Annotated in this window: 17 protein-coding genes and 1 other annotated feature; of the genes, 15 read left to right on the forward strand and 2 right to left on the reverse strand. The window is 54.6% G+C overall.

The window, feature by feature from the left end; translation table 11 throughout:
* Positions 1-75 precede the first annotated feature (75 nt).
* A complete protein-coding gene (locus QCD69_RS09190; RefSeq protein WP_253454467.1) occupies positions 76-615 on the forward strand; it encodes a YniB family protein in 540 nt (179 codons plus the stop codon).
* Positions 616-620: 5 nt separating this feature from the next.
* Here the strand turns inward: QCD69_RS09190 and QCD69_RS09195 are convergent, their stop codons facing one another.
* Together QCD69_RS09195 and ghoS are read right to left on the reverse strand one after the other, a co-directional pair.
* Positions 621-1,514 (reverse strand): fructosamine kinase family protein, encoded by an 894-nt coding sequence (locus tag QCD69_RS09195; protein WP_253454466.1) that lies wholly within the window; start codon positions 1,512-1,514, stop codon positions 621-623.
* 110 nt (positions 1,515-1,624) lie between these two features.
* Positions 1,625-1,918 carry a type V toxin-antitoxin system endoribonuclease antitoxin GhoS gene (ghoS, locus tag QCD69_RS09200; RefSeq protein WP_301251789.1) on the reverse strand — a complete coding sequence of 98 codons (294 nt, stop codon included), beginning with the start codon at positions 1,916-1,918 and terminating at the stop codon, positions 1,625-1,627.
* 431 nt (positions 1,919-2,349) lie between these two features.
* Here ghoS and QCD69_RS09205 point away from each other — a divergent pair, with 431 nt between their 5' ends.
* The 14 genes from QCD69_RS09205 to QCD69_RS09270 all read left to right on the forward strand — a co-directional run bounded on the left by QCD69_RS09205 (position 2,350) and on the right by QCD69_RS09270 (position 16,221).
* Positions 2,350-3,105 carry a DUF481 domain-containing protein gene (locus QCD69_RS09205; protein ID WP_253454464.1) on the forward strand — a complete coding sequence of 252 codons (756 nt, stop codon included), beginning with the start codon at positions 2,350-2,352 and terminating at the stop codon, positions 3,103-3,105.
* A 445-nt stretch (positions 3,106-3,550) separates the two neighbouring features.
* Positions 3,551-5,479 carry a threonine--tRNA ligase gene (thrS, locus tag QCD69_RS09210; protein ID WP_301251790.1) on the forward strand — a complete coding sequence of 643 codons (1,929 nt, stop codon included), beginning with the start codon at positions 3,551-3,553 and terminating at the stop codon, positions 5,477-5,479.
* Between the two features lie 3 nt (positions 5,480-5,482).
* Positions 5,483-6,034: a translation initiation factor IF-3 gene (gene infC / locus QCD69_RS09215; RefSeq protein WP_125289758.1), complete on the forward strand. Its 552-nt coding sequence runs from the start codon at positions 5,483-5,485 to the stop codon at positions 6,032-6,034.
* Between the two features lie 92 nt (positions 6,035-6,126).
* Positions 6,127-6,324 carry a 50S ribosomal protein L35 gene (rpmI, locus tag QCD69_RS09220; protein ID WP_010275699.1) on the forward strand — a complete coding sequence of 66 codons (198 nt, stop codon included), beginning with the start codon at positions 6,127-6,129 and terminating at the stop codon, positions 6,322-6,324.
* 40 nt (positions 6,325-6,364) lie between these two features.
* Positions 6,365-6,721: a 50S ribosomal protein L20 gene (gene rplT / locus QCD69_RS09225; RefSeq protein WP_016169860.1), complete on the forward strand. Its 357-nt coding sequence runs from the start codon at positions 6,365-6,367 to the stop codon at positions 6,719-6,721.
* A gap of 106 nt (positions 6,722-6,827) precedes the next feature.
* Positions 6,828-6,953 (forward strand) — a sequence feature (Phe leader region).
* An 80-nt stretch (positions 6,954-7,033) separates the two neighbouring features.
* Positions 7,034-8,017 carry a phenylalanine--tRNA ligase subunit alpha gene (gene pheS, locus QCD69_RS09230; RefSeq protein WP_125289759.1) on the forward strand — a complete coding sequence of 328 codons (984 nt, stop codon included), beginning with the start codon at positions 7,034-7,036 and terminating at the stop codon, positions 8,015-8,017.
* Between the two features lie 15 nt (positions 8,018-8,032).
* Positions 8,033-10,420: a phenylalanine--tRNA ligase subunit beta gene (gene pheT, locus QCD69_RS09235; protein ID WP_253454461.1), complete on the forward strand. Its 2,388-nt coding sequence runs from the start codon at positions 8,033-8,035 to the stop codon at positions 10,418-10,420.
* 4 nt (positions 10,421-10,424) lie between these two features.
* Positions 10,425-10,724, forward strand: a complete 300-nt coding sequence (ihfA, locus tag QCD69_RS09240; RefSeq protein WP_004157378.1) for an integration host factor subunit alpha — start codon at positions 10,425-10,427, stop codon at positions 10,722-10,724.
* 90 nt (positions 10,725-10,814) lie between these two features.
* Complete coding sequence (btuC, locus tag QCD69_RS09245; protein WP_301251794.1) at positions 10,815-11,798, forward strand: vitamin B12 ABC transporter permease BtuC; 984 nt, start codon at positions 10,815-10,817, stop codon at positions 11,796-11,798.
* A gap of 41 nt (positions 11,799-11,839) precedes the next feature.
* On the forward strand, positions 11,840-12,385 hold the full coding sequence (locus QCD69_RS09250) for a glutathione peroxidase (RefSeq protein WP_253454459.1): 546 nt from the start codon (positions 11,840-11,842) through the stop codon (positions 12,383-12,385).
* Positions 12,386-13,120: a vitamin B12 ABC transporter ATP-binding protein BtuD gene (gene btuD / locus QCD69_RS09255; protein ID WP_301251795.1), complete on the forward strand. Its 735-nt coding sequence runs from the start codon at positions 12,386-12,388 to the stop codon at positions 13,118-13,120. It begins immediately after the preceding gene.
* A 30-nt stretch (positions 13,121-13,150) separates the two neighbouring features.
* Positions 13,151-13,609: a C40 family peptidase gene (locus QCD69_RS09260; RefSeq protein WP_301251796.1), complete on the forward strand. Its 459-nt coding sequence runs from the start codon at positions 13,151-13,153 to the stop codon at positions 13,607-13,609.
* Positions 13,610-13,939: 330 nt separating this feature from the next.
* A complete protein-coding gene (locus QCD69_RS09265) occupies positions 13,940-14,680 on the forward strand; it encodes an EAL domain-containing protein (protein WP_253454456.1) in 741 nt (246 codons plus the stop codon).
* A 101-nt stretch (positions 14,681-14,781) separates the two neighbouring features.
* On the forward strand, positions 14,782-16,221 hold the full coding sequence (locus tag QCD69_RS09270) for a protein adenylyltransferase SelO (protein ID WP_301251798.1): 1,440 nt from the start codon (positions 14,782-14,784) through the stop codon (positions 16,219-16,221).
* Positions 16,222-16,268: the final 47 nt, after the last annotated feature.

Raw genomic sequence — 16,268 nt, forward strand, 5'->3', positions numbered from 1 at the left:
GCACACTTTTTTCAGGCACATTTTGCCGGGCGAGGGTAAACTTACAGCCCTCACAGCATAAGGACAGGAGAAAGCATGACTTATCAACAGGCTGGAAGAGTCGCGATACTAAAGCGGATCGCCGGCTGGATTATCTTTATTCCGGCGCTGATTTCCACGCTGGTTTCACTGATGCGTTTTTTGGAAGTGAGTCGTGAAAAGCGCGAAGGGATCAATGCGGTAATGCAGGATTTTTCTCACGTGATGATCGATATGATCCGCTTCAATACCGGCTTTTTAAACGCCTTTTGGCATAATTCACCGGTGCCGGATTTTAACCAGGGCGGCAACTGGCTGTTCTGGCTAATCTATATACTGATTTTCGTCGGGCTGGCGCTACAGGCCTCCGGCGCCAGAATGTGGCGACAGTCCCGGCATCTGCGTGAAGGCATTGAGGATCAGATGATCCTGGAAAAAGCGAAAGGTGAAGAAGGGCGCAGCCGCCAGCAGCTGGAAGAAAAAATCGTGGTGCCGCGCCACACCATTTTTCTGCAGTTTTTTCCGCTGTACGTGTTGCCCATCCTGATAGCCGTTGCGGGCTATTTTGTGCTTAAGCTGGCAGGCTTTATCAGCTGACGGCCCTACGCCGGACGGGCAAATTGTTTGCCCGCCTCCGCCTGGTCCAGCAGGGCGCCGACCGCCCGCTGGGCTTCCTTCAGCCATTCGCCGCCGAAGACGTTTGCCCGATTAAGTAGATAGTAGAGCTGATAAACCGGCTGGCGCTGCTGGTAATCGCGAGGCAGCGGCCATACCGACTCATAGCCTTCCATAATCTCCTGCGGCAGCGCCGGAAACCAGGGAAGCATCGCCAGATCGCACTCTCTGTCGCCCCAGTAACAGGCCGGATCAAACACGCAGGGCCCTTCAGCCGCCGTCGCGCAGTTTGCCGGCCAGAGATCGCCGTGCAGCAGCGAAGGCTGAGGGTGATGCGAGTCGAGCAGCTCCCTGGCGCAGCGCACAATCAGATCGATATCGCCATACTGCACGCCTTTTTCCGCCGCGAGCTGAAGCTGCCAGCCGATACGCTGCTCGGCAAAAAAGACCGACCAGCGCTTGAGCCAGCTGTTAGGCTGCGGCGACGTTTTGATATTGTTATCGAAATCCAGGCCGAACTGCGGCTGATCGCTCCACTGGTGAAGGCGCGCCAGCTGTTGGCCAAGCTGATGGGCGCTTTGCGCATGGAGCGGCGAAAGGGGAAGATACTCCAGCAGTAAAAAGCTGACGTCCCGATCGTAACCTACGCCGTAGACATCCGGCACGCGGATGGTGCCGGTGCGCTTCAAAAGCTGCAGCTGATCGGCTTCCCAGGTAAAAAGATCGAGCATTTCACGGCCGTTACATTTAACAAAAACGTCGCGATCGCCGTAGCGGAGGCGCCACGCCGGATGCACATCGCCTCCTGGCAACGCTGTACGCTGGCTGATTTCAGCATCACCTGACTGCTCACTCAACAGACGACCAATGGCTGACCACATAGCGGTTTCCTCTTTTTCGCTGTGACTTGCTGCGGGACATGCTGATACTAACGCTTAAATAATAGACAAAACCAGTGTTTACGTAGTGAACAACACATTTTTACAAAACGTCAGTTTTCGCTTTTCTGCTGAAATGCTTGCCAGCGCTCCACCTCCACCTCCGGCTTTTCGCCCAGCACGATTTCACCCAGGTTGATTGCCTGTTCGCGTATCTGCTCTGCGCTCAGCGCGCTGACGATACCGAAACTGTTTGTGCCCAGCTCGTGCGGGTGGCCTTCCTTGTCGTGCAGCGAGGTGGTAAATCCGCCGTTGGTCAGGGCACTGTTCAGCTCAAGGACATCGCTAAGCCCTTCATCTTTAAAACGGAAAGTGACGACATATTGCTCAATATCAGACGAAACCATGATGAACTCCTTTGTTTACCTTCTTCTTTTTTTAGCATAGTTCATCATCGCCTTTTATCAGCCAGCTATCGGGCTTAACGCCTGTGGAAGCCGTTTTAGCGAGGGGGCAAAGCTTCAGGCGGTCGAAAAATCCCGACAGAATTTTATATTCAGAAGTAAATCAGTGAAGTTACATTATTACGTAACAGGCAATGCTTTGACATATTTATGTCTGCCGAAAGCCAGATTGCCGAAGAACATACGAGGAAAAGCAGGCTGCGCCGGGTCGCGCTGATAAGAATAGTCCCATTTAGAGTAGGGTGAGTCTGATTCATAAGCATCCGGAAGCATTTAACAAAATGTTACTATTCTTTCAATAAAAGAGATTGAACGCCCGGTAAAACTCTTCAGACTCACCTCTTTTCAATTCTCAGTGGTATGGATCTTATTTAATGAAAGCGCTTAACAAGTTGTCGGCAGTTCTTTTACTTTCCGGCGGAGTTTTTTGTCACCAGGCACTGGCGGACAATAATGTCTTTACCGTCATGGACGATCCCTCTACGGCCAAAAAGAACTTTGAAGGCAATGCGGCGGCGGGTTACCTGGCTCAGACCGGCAACACCACCAGCTCCTCGCTGACGGCCAGCACCAACATGACCTGGTATCAGAACCAGATGGCCTACAGCCTGTGGGGCAACGCCAGCAACACTTCTTCCAACGATGAGCGTTCTTCTGAAACCTATCAGGTTGGCGGCCGTTCACGTTATAACCTGAACCCTTCCGATTACCTGTTTGGTCAGGCCAGCTGGTTAAGCGATCGTTTCAACGGCTACGACGGCCGCTCTATTCTGGCTGCCGGTTACGGTCGCCAGATCCTGAACGGTCCGGTGCACTCGCTGCGTCTGGAAGCCGGTCCTGGCGTACGCTATGACGATTACCACGATGGCGGTCATGAGACGCAGGCGCTGGCTTACGGCGCGGCCAGCTATCAGTGGCAGCTGACCGACACCACTAAATTTGTCCAGGGCGTTTCCGTGCTGGGTAGCGATGACACCACGGTGAACTCCGAAACCGGTTTGCAGGTGGCGATTAACGCCCACTTCTCGCTGAAGATGGCCTATAACGTGACCTGGAACCAGAACCCACCGTCATCCGCACCGGATAAAACCGATACCAAAACCACTATTCAGCTTTCTTACGCCATGTAAAAAGCCTGCCGGGCCACGTTTCTGTGGCCCGCCTGGTTGTTCCGTCCAGCGCTTCACGCTTGCTTTTCACCATTTTTAAAGCCGCCCCGGCACGATACTCTCACCACAAGCTTATGGCGCTCCTCAGCGGCGCTGTGGCTATAGGGGAAAACCACCTTACAGCTTGCGGTCAGATATCCCGTTTAACGTAAAGCCATCGGCAGCGGATTTTGCGGCGCGGATTCCTGATTCTGCATCCCGCCGTGCATTTCGGCGCTATGACGTGTAAGATATTACTCCTTCAAAGGTTTTTGCCGACGGCAGGCTTTTGACTCTGTGTATCAGGCGCTGTTCCAAATTGACAACTGTGAGTTGATTTTAAGAGACACCAGCCTGATATATATACTAAACCTGAATTTTGTATGTAGCCTTGCGTATGGGTTACCACTGCAGCTAAGGATGTATCATGCCCGTAATTACACTTCCTGATGGAAGTCAGCGTACCTTCGATCACGCCGTTAGCGTGATGGAGATTGCCCAGGACATCGGTCCGGGCCTGGCGAAAGCCTGTATCGCAGGCCGCGTAAACGGCGAGCTGGTGGATGCGGTCGATCCGATCGCGGAAGACGCGAACGTCGCCATCATTACCGCTAAAGATGAAGCCGGACTGGAAATTATTCGCCACTCCTGCGCGCACCTGTTGGGACACGCGATCAAGCAGCTGTGGCCAGATACCAAAATGGCAATCGGCCCGGTTATCGACAACGGTTTTTACTACGATGTCGATATGGATCATACCCTGACCCAGGAAGATATCGAGCTGCTGGAAAAGCGTATGCACCAGCTGGCCGAAACGAATTATGACGTCGTCAAGAAAAAGGTAAGCTGGCAGGAGGCGCGTGACGCTTTTGCTGCCCGTGGCGAAACCTATAAAATGACTATTCTTGACGAAAATATCAGTCACGACGACCGTCCGGGCCTCTATCATCACGAAGAGTACGTGGATATGTGCCGTGGCCCGCACGTGCCTAACATGCGCTTCTGCCATCACTTTAAGCTGCAGAAAATTTCCGGCGCTTACTGGCGCGGCGACAGCAACAACAAAATGCTGCAGCGTATCTACGGTACCGCCTGGGCGGATAAAAAGCAGCTGTCTGCCTATCTGCAACGCCTGGAAGAAGCGGCCAAGCGTGACCACCGTAAAATCGGTAAACAGCTTGACCTGTATCATATGCAGGAAGAAGCGCCGGGCATGGTGTTCTGGCACAATGACGGCTGGACAATTTTCCGCGAGCTGGAAGTTTTTGTCCGCAGCAAACTAACTGAGTATGACTATCAGGAAGTGAAAGGTCCGCTGATGATGGACCGCGTGCTGTGGGAGAAAACCGGCCACTGGGAAAACTATAAAGAAGCGATGTTCACGACCTCTTCGGAGAACCGTGAATACTGCATCAAGCCAATGAATTGCCCTGGTCACGTGCAAATTTTCAATCAGGGTCTAAAATCTTACCGCGACCTGCCGCTACGTATGGCGGAATTTGGTAGCTGCCATCGCAACGAGCCGTCTGGCGCGCTGCATGGCCTGATGCGCGTACGCGGCTTCACTCAGGACGACGCCCATATCTTCTGTACGGAAGAGCAGGTGCGCGCTGAAGTGAATAGCTGCATCCGTATGGTGTACGACATGTACAGCACCTTCGGTTTTGAAAAAATCGTGGTGAAACTGTCAACCCGCCCGGTTAAGCGCATCGGTAGTGACGAACAGTGGGATCGTGCAGAGGCCGATCTGGCTGCCGCGCTGAAAGAGAACGCTATTCCGTTCGAGTATCAGCCGGGCGAGGGCGCATTTTACGGCCCTAAAATTGAGTTCACCCTGCATGACTGTCTGGATCGCGCATGGCAGTGTGGCACCGTTCAGCTGGACTTCTCGCTGCCGGGCCGCCTGAGCGCCTCCTACGTGGGTGAAAATAATGAACGTCAGGTGCCGGTGATGATCCACCGCGCTATCCTGGGTTCTGTGGAGCGCTTTATCGGTATTTTGACCGAAGAGTACGCCGGTTTCTTCCCGACCTGGCTGGCTCCTGTACAAGTAGTGGTGATGAATATCACCGATGGCCAGTCCGAATATGTTGCAGAATTGACCCAAAAACTTCAGAATGCGGGCATTCGTGTAAAAGCGGACTTGAGAAACGAGAAGATTGGCTTTAAAATCCGCGAGCACACGTTACGTCGTGTCCCCTATATGTTGGTCTGTGGTGATAAAGAGGTGGAAGCAGGCAAGGTTGCCGTTCGCACCCGCCGTGGTAAAGACCTGGGCAGCATGGACGTAAACGAAGCGATCGCGAAGCTGCAGGATGAAATCCGCAGTCGCAATCTTCATCAACTGGAGGAATAAGGTATTAAAGGCGGAAAACGAGTTCAACCGGCGCGTCCTAATCGCATTAACAAAGAAATCCGCGCCACCGAGGTTCGTCTGACTGGCGTCGATGGCGAGCAGATTGGTATTGTCAGTCTGAATGAGGCTTTAGAAAAAGCAGAGGAAGCAGGCGTTGATTTAGTAGAAATCAGCCCTAACGCCGAGCCGCCCGTTTGCCGTATCATGGATTACGGCAAATTCCTTTACGAGAAAAGCAAATCTTCTAAAGAACAGAAGAAAAAGCAAAAGATTATCCAGGTTAAGGAAATTAAATTCCGTCCTGGTACCGATGATGGCGACTATCAGGTAAAACTACGCAACCTGATTCGCTTTCTGGAAGAGGGTGATAAAGCTAAAATCACGCTGCGTTTCCGCGGTCGTGAGATGGCGCACCAGCAGATCGGTATGGAAATGCTTAACCGCGTCCGTAAAGATCTGTGTGAAGACATGGATCTGGCGATTGTCGAATCCTTCCCTTCGAAGATCGAAGGTCGTCAGATGATCATGGTGCTCGCTCCTAAGAAGAAACAGTAGGCCATAAAGTAGCAGCGGTTCGGCGGTTCGCCGCCGATCGCTGTTCGCCTGCCTGTTTTATTTTATTAACAATGCGAAGTGGATGTTTTTAAATGCCAAAGATTAAAACTGTACGTGGCGCGGCTAAGCGCTTCAAGAAGACCGCCTCTGGCGGCTTCAAGCGTAAGCACGCAAACCTGCGTCATATTCTGACCAAAAAATCTACTAAGCGTAAGCGTCACCTGCGTCCGAAAGGCCTGGTGTCTAAAGGCGATCTGGGTCTGGTTATTGCCTGCCTGCCGTACGCATAAGTCTATTTTTTTAATTCAGAATATTAAACAGGAGAGCTAAATGGCTCGTGTAAAACGTGGTGTAGTTGCTCGCGCACGTCACAAAAAAATCTTAAAACAAGCTAAAGGCTACTACGGTGCACGTTCACGTGTTTACCGCGTTGCTTTCCAGGCTGTTATCAAAGCTGGTCAGTATGCTTACCGTGACCGTCGTCAGCGTAAGCGTCAGTTCCGTCAGCTGTGGATCGCGCGTATCAACGCAGCGGCACGCACTAACGGTATTTCTTACAGCCGTTTCATCAATGGCCTGAAAAAGGCTTCGATTGAAATCGACCGTAAGATCCTGGCTGACATCGCCGTATTCGACAAAGTGGCATTTACTGCCCTGGTCGAAAAAGCGAAATCAGCTCTGGCGTAAGTCAGGTGAAAGAGGGAGCTTGCTCCCTCTTTTATTTTGTAACCGCAGCAAAAGATTGACATTTTTGTCCATGCGTTTTTCAATAGAGCCTCTTTTGACGACCAGGCAACGCATTATGACCGCGAATTTCCGTTTCTTTTTTTACTTTAGCACCTGAACATCGGGGGCTTGTGCGCAAAGAAAAGAAACGAAAAATCGCGCTGAAAGCCTCCCTCGTGGAGGCTTTTTTGTTTCTGGCGCGGCAGATCCAGGGCGCCTTGTCGTCCCCATAAAAAAACAGACCGGCCACGGCGGCTGGAAGAAGAGGAAAGCATGTCACATCTCGCAGAACTGGTGGCGAACGCGCAAGCGGCCATTAAGAATGCACACGATGTTGCCGCGTTAGATACGGTACGCGTTGAATATCTGGGCAAAAAAGGGCAGCTTACGCTGCAGATGACCACGCTGCGCGACCTGCCTGCCGAAGATCGTCCGGCAGCGGGCGCGGTGATCAACGAGGCCAAACAGCAGGTGCAGGAAGCGCTGACCGCGCGTAAAAACGAGCTGGAGTCGGCAGAGCTGAACGCTCGCCTGGCGCAGGAGACCATTGATGTTTCGCTGCCGGGACGCCGCATCGAAAACGGCGGTCTGCATCCTGTGACCCGCACGATCGATCGTATCGAGACATTCTTTGGCGAGCTGGGTTTTGCCGTGGAAACCGGCCCGGAGATCGAAGATGATTACCATAACTTTGACGCGCTGAATATTCCGGGACACCACCCGGCGCGCGCCGATCACGACACCTTCTGGTTCGACGCCACGCGCCTGCTGCGTACCCAGACTTCCGGCGTGCAGATCCGCACCATGAAAAACCAGCAGCCACCGATCCGCGTTATCGCACCGGGCCGCGTCTACCGTAACGATTACGATCAGACCCATACGCCGATGTTCCACCAGATGGAAGGCCTGATCGTGGATAAAAACATCAGCTTTACCAACCTGAAAGGCACGCTGCACGATTTCCTGCGCAACTTCTTTGAAGAAGATCTCCAGATCCGCTTCCGTCCTTCCTACTTCCCGTTTACCGAGCCTTCTGCGGAAGTGGACGTAATGGGCAAAAACGGCAAGTGGCTGGAAGTGCTGGGCTGCGGCATGGTGCATCCGAACGTATTGCGCAACGTTGGCATCGATCCGGAAGTCTATTCCGGCTTCGCCTTCGGGATGGGTATGGAGCGTCTGACCATGTTGCGCTATGGCGTGACCGATCTGCGTGCCTTCTTCGAAAATGATTTACGTTTCCTCAAACAGTTTAAATAAGAGCGGGTAAAACCTATGAAATTCAGCGAACTCTGGTTACGTGAGTGGGTTAACCCAGCCATCGACAGCGCAGCGCTCAGCGAACAGATCACCATGGCCGGTCTGGAAGTGGACGGCGTGGAAGCGGTAGCCGGTGCTTTTCACGGCGTGGTGGTGGGCGAAGTAGTAGAGTGCGGACAGCACCCGAACGCCGACAAACTGCGCGTTACCAAAATTAACGTGGGCGGCGACCGCCTGCTGGATATCGTCTGCGGCGCGCCAAACTGCCGTCAGGGCCTGAAGGTGGCTGTGGCAACGGTGGGCGCGGTGCTGCCGGGCGATTTTAAAATCAAAGCGGCCAAACTGCGCGGCGAGCCGTCGGAAGGGATGCTTTGCTCTTATTCCGAACTGGGAATTTCCGACGATCACAACGGCATTATCGAACTGCCGCTGGACGCGACCGTCGGCACCGATATTCGTGACTACCTCAAGCTTGACGACAACACCATTGAAATCAGCGTGACGCCAAACCGTGCGGACTGCCTGGGCATTATCGGCATTGCGCGCGACGTTGCCGTGCTGAACAAGCTGCCGTTAAACGAGCCAGCTATTGAGCCGGTTGCCGCTACGATTGCAGAAACCTTCCCGATCCGCGTGGATGCGGTTGACGCCTGTCCGCGCTATTTGGGACGCGTGATCAAGGGCATTAACGTCAAGGCCGCTACGCCGCTGTGGATGAAAGAAAAGCTGCGTCGCTGCGGCATTCGCTCTATCGATCCGGTGGTGGATATCACCAACTATGTGCTGCTTGAGCTGGGCCAGCCGATGCACGCTTTCGATCTTGACCGCGTGGACGGCGGGATTGTGGTGCGCATGGCGGAAGAGGGCGAAGCGCTGACGCTGCTGGACGGCGCGGAAGTGAAGCTAAGCGCGGATACGTTAGTTATTGCCGATCACCACAAAGCGCTGGCGATGGGCGGTATCTTTGGCGGCGAACACTCCGGCGTGAACGAAGAAACTACTAACGTTCTGTTCGAGTGCGCTTTCTTCAGCCCGCTTTCTGTCACCGGCCGTGCGCGTCGTCATGGACTGCACACCGATGCTTCCCATCGCTACGAGCGCGGCGTCGATCCGCAGTTGCAATATAAAGCGCTGGAGCGCGCAACGCGTCTGCTGCTCGATATTTGCGGCGGCGAGGCCGGGCCGGTTATCGATCAAACCAACGAGGCGACGCTGCCTGCGCGCGCGACTATCACGCTGCGCCGTGAAAAGCTGGATCGCCTGATTGGTCACGTGATTGCCGACAACGAGGTCAGCGATATTCTGCGTCGTTTAGGCTGTGACGTCACGGAAGGCGAAGGCGTCTGGCAGGCCGTGGCGCCGGGCTGGCGTTTCGATATGCAGATTGAGGAAGATCTGGTCGAAGAAGTGGCGCGCGTTTACGGCTACAACAATATTCCTGACGTGCCGGTGCAGGCGGGTCTCGTAATGACCTCGCACCGTGAAGCGAACCTGTCGCTGAAGCGGGTAAAAGCGATGCTGGTGGATAAAGGCTATCAGGAAGCGATTACCTACAGCTTTGTCGATCCTAAAGTGCAGGCGTTGCTGCATCCGGGCGAGGAAAACCTGGTACTGCCAAGCCCGATTTCAGTTGAGATGTCGGCAATGCGGCTCTCGCTGTGGACGGGCCTGCTCTCTGCCGTGGTCTACAACCAGAATCGCCAGCAGAGCCGCGTACGCCTGTTTGAAAGCGGCCTGCGCTTTGTGCCTGATACACAGGCAAACCTGGGGATCCGGCAGGACGTTATGCTGGCGGGCGTTATCAGCGGCGCGCGTTATGAAGAACACTGGGATCTGGCGCGTCAGGCAGTTGACTTCTATGATTTAAAAGGTGATTTGGAGTCCGTCCTCGATTTGACCGGTAAACTGGCCGACATCCAGTTCCGGGCCGAAGCGCATCCGGCCCTGCACCCGGGACAGAGCGCCGGCATTTATTTGCAGGAACAGCGCATCGGTTATCTGGGCGTGGTTCATCCGGAACTTGAGCGGAAACTGGATCTTAACGGCCGTACCGTGGTCTTCGAACTGGAGTGGGATAAGGTGTCAGACCGCGTCCTGCCTGAGGCGAGCGAGATTTCACGTTTCCCGGCAAACCGTCGTGATATCGCCGTTCTGGTGGCGGAAAACGTGCCCGCAGCAGATATTATCGCCGAATGTAAGAAAGTTGGCGTAAATCAGGTAGTTGGCGTAAACTTGTTTGATGTGTACCGCGGTAAGGGTGTTAATGAAGGTTTTAAGAGCCTTGCTATCAGCCTGATTTTGCAAGATACCGGCCGGACACTCGAAGAAGAGGAGATCGCTGCAACCGTCGCCAAATGTGTTGCGGCGTTAAAAGAGCGATTCCAGGCAACCTTGAGGGATTGAACCTATGGCGCTTACAAAAGCTGAGATGTCTGAATACCTGTTTGAAAAGCTGGGGCTTAGCAAACGGGATGCCAAAGAGCTGGTAGAGCTGTTTTTTGAAGAGGTACGTCGCGCTTTAGAAAACGGCGAGCAGGTAAAACTGTCAGGATTTGGTAACTTCGACCTTCGCGACAAAAATCAACGTCCGGGACGTAATCCTAAAACGGGCGAGGATATTCCGATTACGGCGCGTCGCGTGGTGACTTTCCGGCCGGGGCAAAAGCTCAAAAGCCGGGTTGAGAACGCTACGCCGAAAGAAGACTGACCAGTGCTCTGCAAAAGGCCGCTTACGCGGCCTTTTTTATCGCTGAATTTCCGCTAACCCTGCCCGTTTCCATTAGCCAGGCCTGGATTTATGACTCTGCTTTCTCAACGGATCGCGCTGGCCCGTCGGCATCAGCGACGCTGGCTCTGCATCCTGAGCATTTTCTGCGTGTTGGTTTTTCTGCTTAGCCTCTGCGCCGGCGACCGCTGGCTTTTTCCGCAAAGCTGGTTCAGCGGTGAAAACCGACTGTTTGTCTGGCAGCTGCGGCTGCCGCGTTCGCTGGCGGTGCTGCTGGTCGGCGCGGCGCTGGCCGTGTCCGGCGCGGTGATGCAGGCGCTGTTTGAAAATCCGCTGGCGGAGCCGGGCCTGCTTGGCGTCGCCAACGGCTCAGGCCTTGGGCTGGTGCTGGGGATTTTTAGCGGCGTAACCGGGCTGTGGCCGCTAAGCTTTTTCGCCATTGCAGGCGCGCTGTTGATTACCTTTATCCTGCTGCGTTTTTCCCGCCGCTCGCTTTCCACCAGCCGCCTGTTGCTGGCGGGCGTAGCCTTAGGCATTATCTGTAGCGCGGGCATGACGTGGCTGGTCTATTTCAGCGCCAGCCTGGATCTGCGCCAGCTAATGTACTGGATGATGGGCGGCTTTAGCGGCGTGGACTGGCGCTACGGCGGGCTGATGCTGGCGCTGCTGCCGGTGCTGCTGTGGCTATGCCGCCAGTGGCGCGTGCTGAATTTGCTGGCGCTGGGCGAGGTTTCCGCCCGCCAGCTCGGCCTGCCGCTGCTGCTGTGGCGCAATTTGCTGGTGCTGGCGACAGGCTGGCTGATTGGCGTCAGCGTGGCGCTGGCCGGGGCGATCGGCTTTGTCGGCCTGGTCATTCCGCATATTTTGCGGCTGAACAACCTGAGCGATCATCGTATGCTGTTGCCGGCCTGCGCGCTGGCGGGCGGCGGCGTACTGCTGGCGGCCGATATCCTGGCCCGTATCGCCATTGCCTCGGCGGAGCTGCCGATTGGCGTGGTGACGGCCACGCTGGGCGCGCCGGTTTTTATCTGGCTGTTGTTACGTAACCGGGCCTGACCTGCGGCCCGCTTTTTTCTCTACTGAAACAGGAAAAACCAATGAGTATTTACGATACAGAACTGGTGACGCTGGATGGCGAACCGACGACGCTGGCGCAGTGGCAGGGCAACGTACTGCTGATCGTTAATGTCGCCTCTAAGTGCGGCCTGACGCCGCAGTATGAGCAGTTGGAAAATATTCACAAAGCCTGGCAGGATCGGGGTTTTGCCGTGCTTGGCTTCCCCTGCAACGCGTTTCTGGAGCAGGAGCCGGGCAGCAACGAAGAGATTAAAACGTTTTGCAGCACCACCTATGGCGTAACCTTCCCGATGTTCAGTAAAATCGAGGTCAACGGCCCGCATCGGCATCCGCTCTATCGCCAGCTGATTGCGGCAAGACCGGAAGCGGTAGCGCCGGAAAATAGCGGTTTCCTGGCGCGTATGAGCAGTAAAGGACGCGCGCCAAAAGAGCCGGGCGACATTTTATGGAACTTCGAAAAGTTCCTGGTTGGTCGCGACGGCACGGTGGTACAGCGCTTCTCGCCGGATATGACGCCGGAAGATCCTATTGTGATGGAAAGTATCAAAGCGGCGCTGGCAAAATAGATGCTGTTGCAGTGTGAGGGCGTTGCGGTCGCGCAGCGCCTCGCGCCCTTTACCGCCAGCGTTGATAAGGGCGAGCTGATCCATTTGCTTGGCCCTAACGGGGCAGGTAAAAGCGCCTTACTGGCGGCGCTGGCGGGATTGTTGCCGGCGGAAGGGCGTATCGTTTTCAACGGCACGCCGCTGTCGGCCTGGAACGGCTATGCGCTGGCCCGCCATCGCGCTTATCTGGCCCAGCAGCAGCGACCACCCGGCAGTATGCCGGTCTGGCATTACCTTAAGCAGCATCAGCTGGTGGACGAGGGCGATCGGATACTGATAACCCTTTGCGAAACTTTTCAGCTGGCGGATAAACTGGCTCGCTCGCTTAACCGCCTCTCCGGCGGGGAATGGCAGCGGGTGCGTCTGGTGGCGGTGCTCTGTCAGACCGCGCAGCCGGAAGGGCTGCTGCTGCTGCTGGATGAGCCGTTAACCGGTTTGGATCTGGCACAGCAGGCCGCGTTCGATCGCTGTGTGGCCGCCAGGGTCGCAGAAGGCCTGACGATTATCATGAGCGGACACGACATCAATCATTCATTGCATCACGCCCGGCGCATCTGGCTGCTGCAAGAGGGGGTTTTAGTGAGGCAGGGCGCTACGGAAGAGGTGTTACGGCCGGAAACACTGTCGGCGGTGTATCACGTGCCTTTCAGAAAAATAGATGTAGAAGGACAATCGCTGTTGACCACGCTGTTTTAAACCAGCGGCAAAGAATAAAGGGAATCTGTTATGCGCTACCTGGTCTTATTACTGGCTATCCTGCTGGCGGGCTGTAGCAGCCATGCGCCGCCGCCGAACGGCCATCTTTCCGATTCCATTATGGTTATCGCCCGGCTGAACGAACAGCTCAGCGAGTGGCGCGGCACGCCCTATCGCTACGGCGGCATGGGACGCAGAGGCGTTGACTGCTCCGGGTTCGTTTATCTGACCTTTCGCGATCGCTTTGATTTGCAGCTGCCGCGTACGACGCTTGCGCAAACGAAAACGGGAACGCGCATCGGTAAAAAGGATCTGTTGCCTGGTGATTTACTGTTTTTTAAAACCGGCGAGGGAGAAAACGGTTTGCACGTCGGCATTTATGATACTGACGACCAGTTTATCCATGCTTCTACCAGCCAGGGCGTAATCCGATCGTCGCTGAATAACATGTACTGGAAAAAAGTTTTCTGGCAGGCGAGGCGTATTTAATTAATATAGCCTGCTAACGAATTTCAGAAAAGGCTTATCTATCCGCCGGTTAACTTTTGTGGCTATAATAAACCCGGCGGGTCGGTTTAGCAGCTTATTGCATCAGGCTTTAACCAGCCCGTTAAAAGTGATTTCCCGTGTCGGATTTTGTAAAGATAGTTTAAAGAAATGCGCCACGGGGATATCTCAGCACGAAACTATGCTTTAATAGTAAAGCATTTTTTCTTGCTGAATATGTGATAGCTTAACCCGCTATGGGTTTTTATCCTGGTCGGTGTACAACAGGCGTATTAATGCGCCGTACGGCGGCTGCATCATGGCTGAATAAAAATGAATATCCATCTGGAAGCGGATTATAAAAGTCACACAGCTTTTAACCCGATCTACCGTTTCGGCGGGCAGCTTATCGCCGTCGAATTGCTCACGCATTTTTCCCACAGTACCGCTAACGTCGCCATCCCTCAGGAACTTTTACTACCACAGCTCAATACAGATCAGCGTATTCTTTTATTACAGAATCAGATCAACTGCATTGAACGACACGCCGATTTTTTTAGTCAGGAAAGAGTGAAGGTCACGCTGAAAATAGACGAACTGCTGGCACAAACCATCCTTGATAGCGAGTTTCTGAGCCGCAAACTGGACGCGCTGGCGTGGCTGGAGCTGGAAATTAGCGAAAGTTTCACCGACTTAAAGTTGGGGAAAGATCACCCCGGCCTGATGGCGCTCAGTGAAAGGTTTGATTTAAGCCTGGCGAATTACGGCGCAGGAAAAGCGCCGTCAAAAGCAGTATACGACAATCTCTTTTCTCGTATTAAGCTCGATAAAGGCTTTATTCAGCATAATATTAACCGGATCTCTTTTCAGCCGTTTATCAGTACGCTGCTGGAGCATATTAAGCCCCATTGCCAGCAGGTTATTGTCCAGGGCGTGGACGATATTACCGGCCTGGAAAAAGTCAGCCGCTATCAGTTCGACGGTATTCAAAGCGCGCTGTTTTCTCCGGTAACGGGAGAGTCGCTTTCCTCGCTGATTGTGCCGCCGAAAGAGCTGACAGGCGAAGCGATGTAATATCCCTTTACTCTCTCTGTGTTTACCGCAGCGTATGAGGTTTACACTTAAAGCCGGTACCGAATGCGCATCAGAGCGTCGGTAAACAGTAAGGGGAGCGTATGCATTTTAACAATAGCTGGCATGACGAGCTGGCGGGATTTTATACCGCCCTCAATCCTACGCCGCTGAAAAACCCACGTCTGCTTTATCATAGCGCGCCGCTTGCGCAGGAGCTGGGGCTGGACGAAAGCTGGTTCACCGCCGATAAAACCGCTATCTGGAGCGGCGCGCAGCTGCTACCGGGCATGCAGCCGCTGGCGCAGGTGTACAGCGGACATCAGTTTGGCGTCTGGGCGGGACAGCTGGGCGACGGGCGCGGCATCCTGCTGGGCGAACAGCAGCTGGACGACGGCCGTAAAATGGACTGGCACCTGAAAGGCGCGGGCCTGACGCCCTATTCACGTATGGGCGACGGACGCGCCGTGCTGCGCTCTTCACTGCGCGAATTTCTTGCCTCGGAAGCGATGCATCACCTTGGTATCCCCACATCCCGCGCGCTGACGGTCGTTACCAGCGACGAGCCTGTGCAGCGGGAAACCACCGAGCGCGGCGCCATGCTGCTGCGCGTTGCGGAAAGCCACGCCCGTTTCGGCCACTTCGAGCATTTCTTTTACGCGCAGCAGCCGGAAAAAGTCCGCCAGCTGGCTGACTATTTAATCCGTCATCACTGGCCGCATTTGCAGGAGGAGCAGGATCGCTATCTGCTCTGGTTCCGTGATGTGGTCAGACGCACGGCCAGGCTAATCGCCCAGTGGCAGAGCGTTGGTTTTGCGCATGGCGTAATGAATACCGATAACATGTCGGTATTAGGGATAACGCTGGATTACGGCCCGTACGGTTTTCTGGACGACTACAAACCGGATTTTATCTGCAATCATTCTGACTATCAGGGGCGCTACAGCTTCGATAATCAGCCGGTGGTGGGGCTGTGGAACCTGAACAGGCTGGCGCACGCGCTTTCCGGGCTGCTGGATACCGCCCAGCTGAAGCAGGCGCTGGCGGAATACGAGCCGGAGCTGATGCAGTGTTGGGGCGACAGGATGCGCGCGAAGCTGGGGCTGCTGACGCAGGATAAAGACGATAACAACATTCTGACCGGGCTGCTGTCGCTGATGACTAAAGAGGGCAGCGACTATACGCTGACTTTCCGCATGCTGTGCGATACCGAGCAGCAGCAGTCGCGTTCGCCGCTGCGGGATGAGTTTATCGATCGTGAAGCCTTTGACAGCTGGTACAACATTTACCGTCAGCGGTTACTGCAGGAAGAGAGCGACGACGCTACGCGTCAGCAAAAGATGAAGCAGGTCAATCCGGCCGTGGTGTTAAGGAACTATCTGGCCCAGCAGGCGATTGAACAGGCCGAGCAGGATGACGTCAGCGTGCTGGCCAGGCTACACCAGGCGCTAATCAGGCCTTTTGATGACGCGCCGGAGTTTGCCGATTTGATGCGGCGTCCGCCAGACTGGGGTAAAAAGCTGGAGGTCAGCTGTTCGAGCTAAAGCGGGCGCGATGCAGGCTTGAACGAGGGTGATTAAACGGACGTGAT

It is taken from the genome of Erwinia sp. PsM31 (assembly GCF_030433775.1).
Taxonomy (GTDB): domain Bacteria; phylum Pseudomonadota; class Gammaproteobacteria; order Enterobacterales; family Enterobacteriaceae; genus Erwinia; species Erwinia aeris.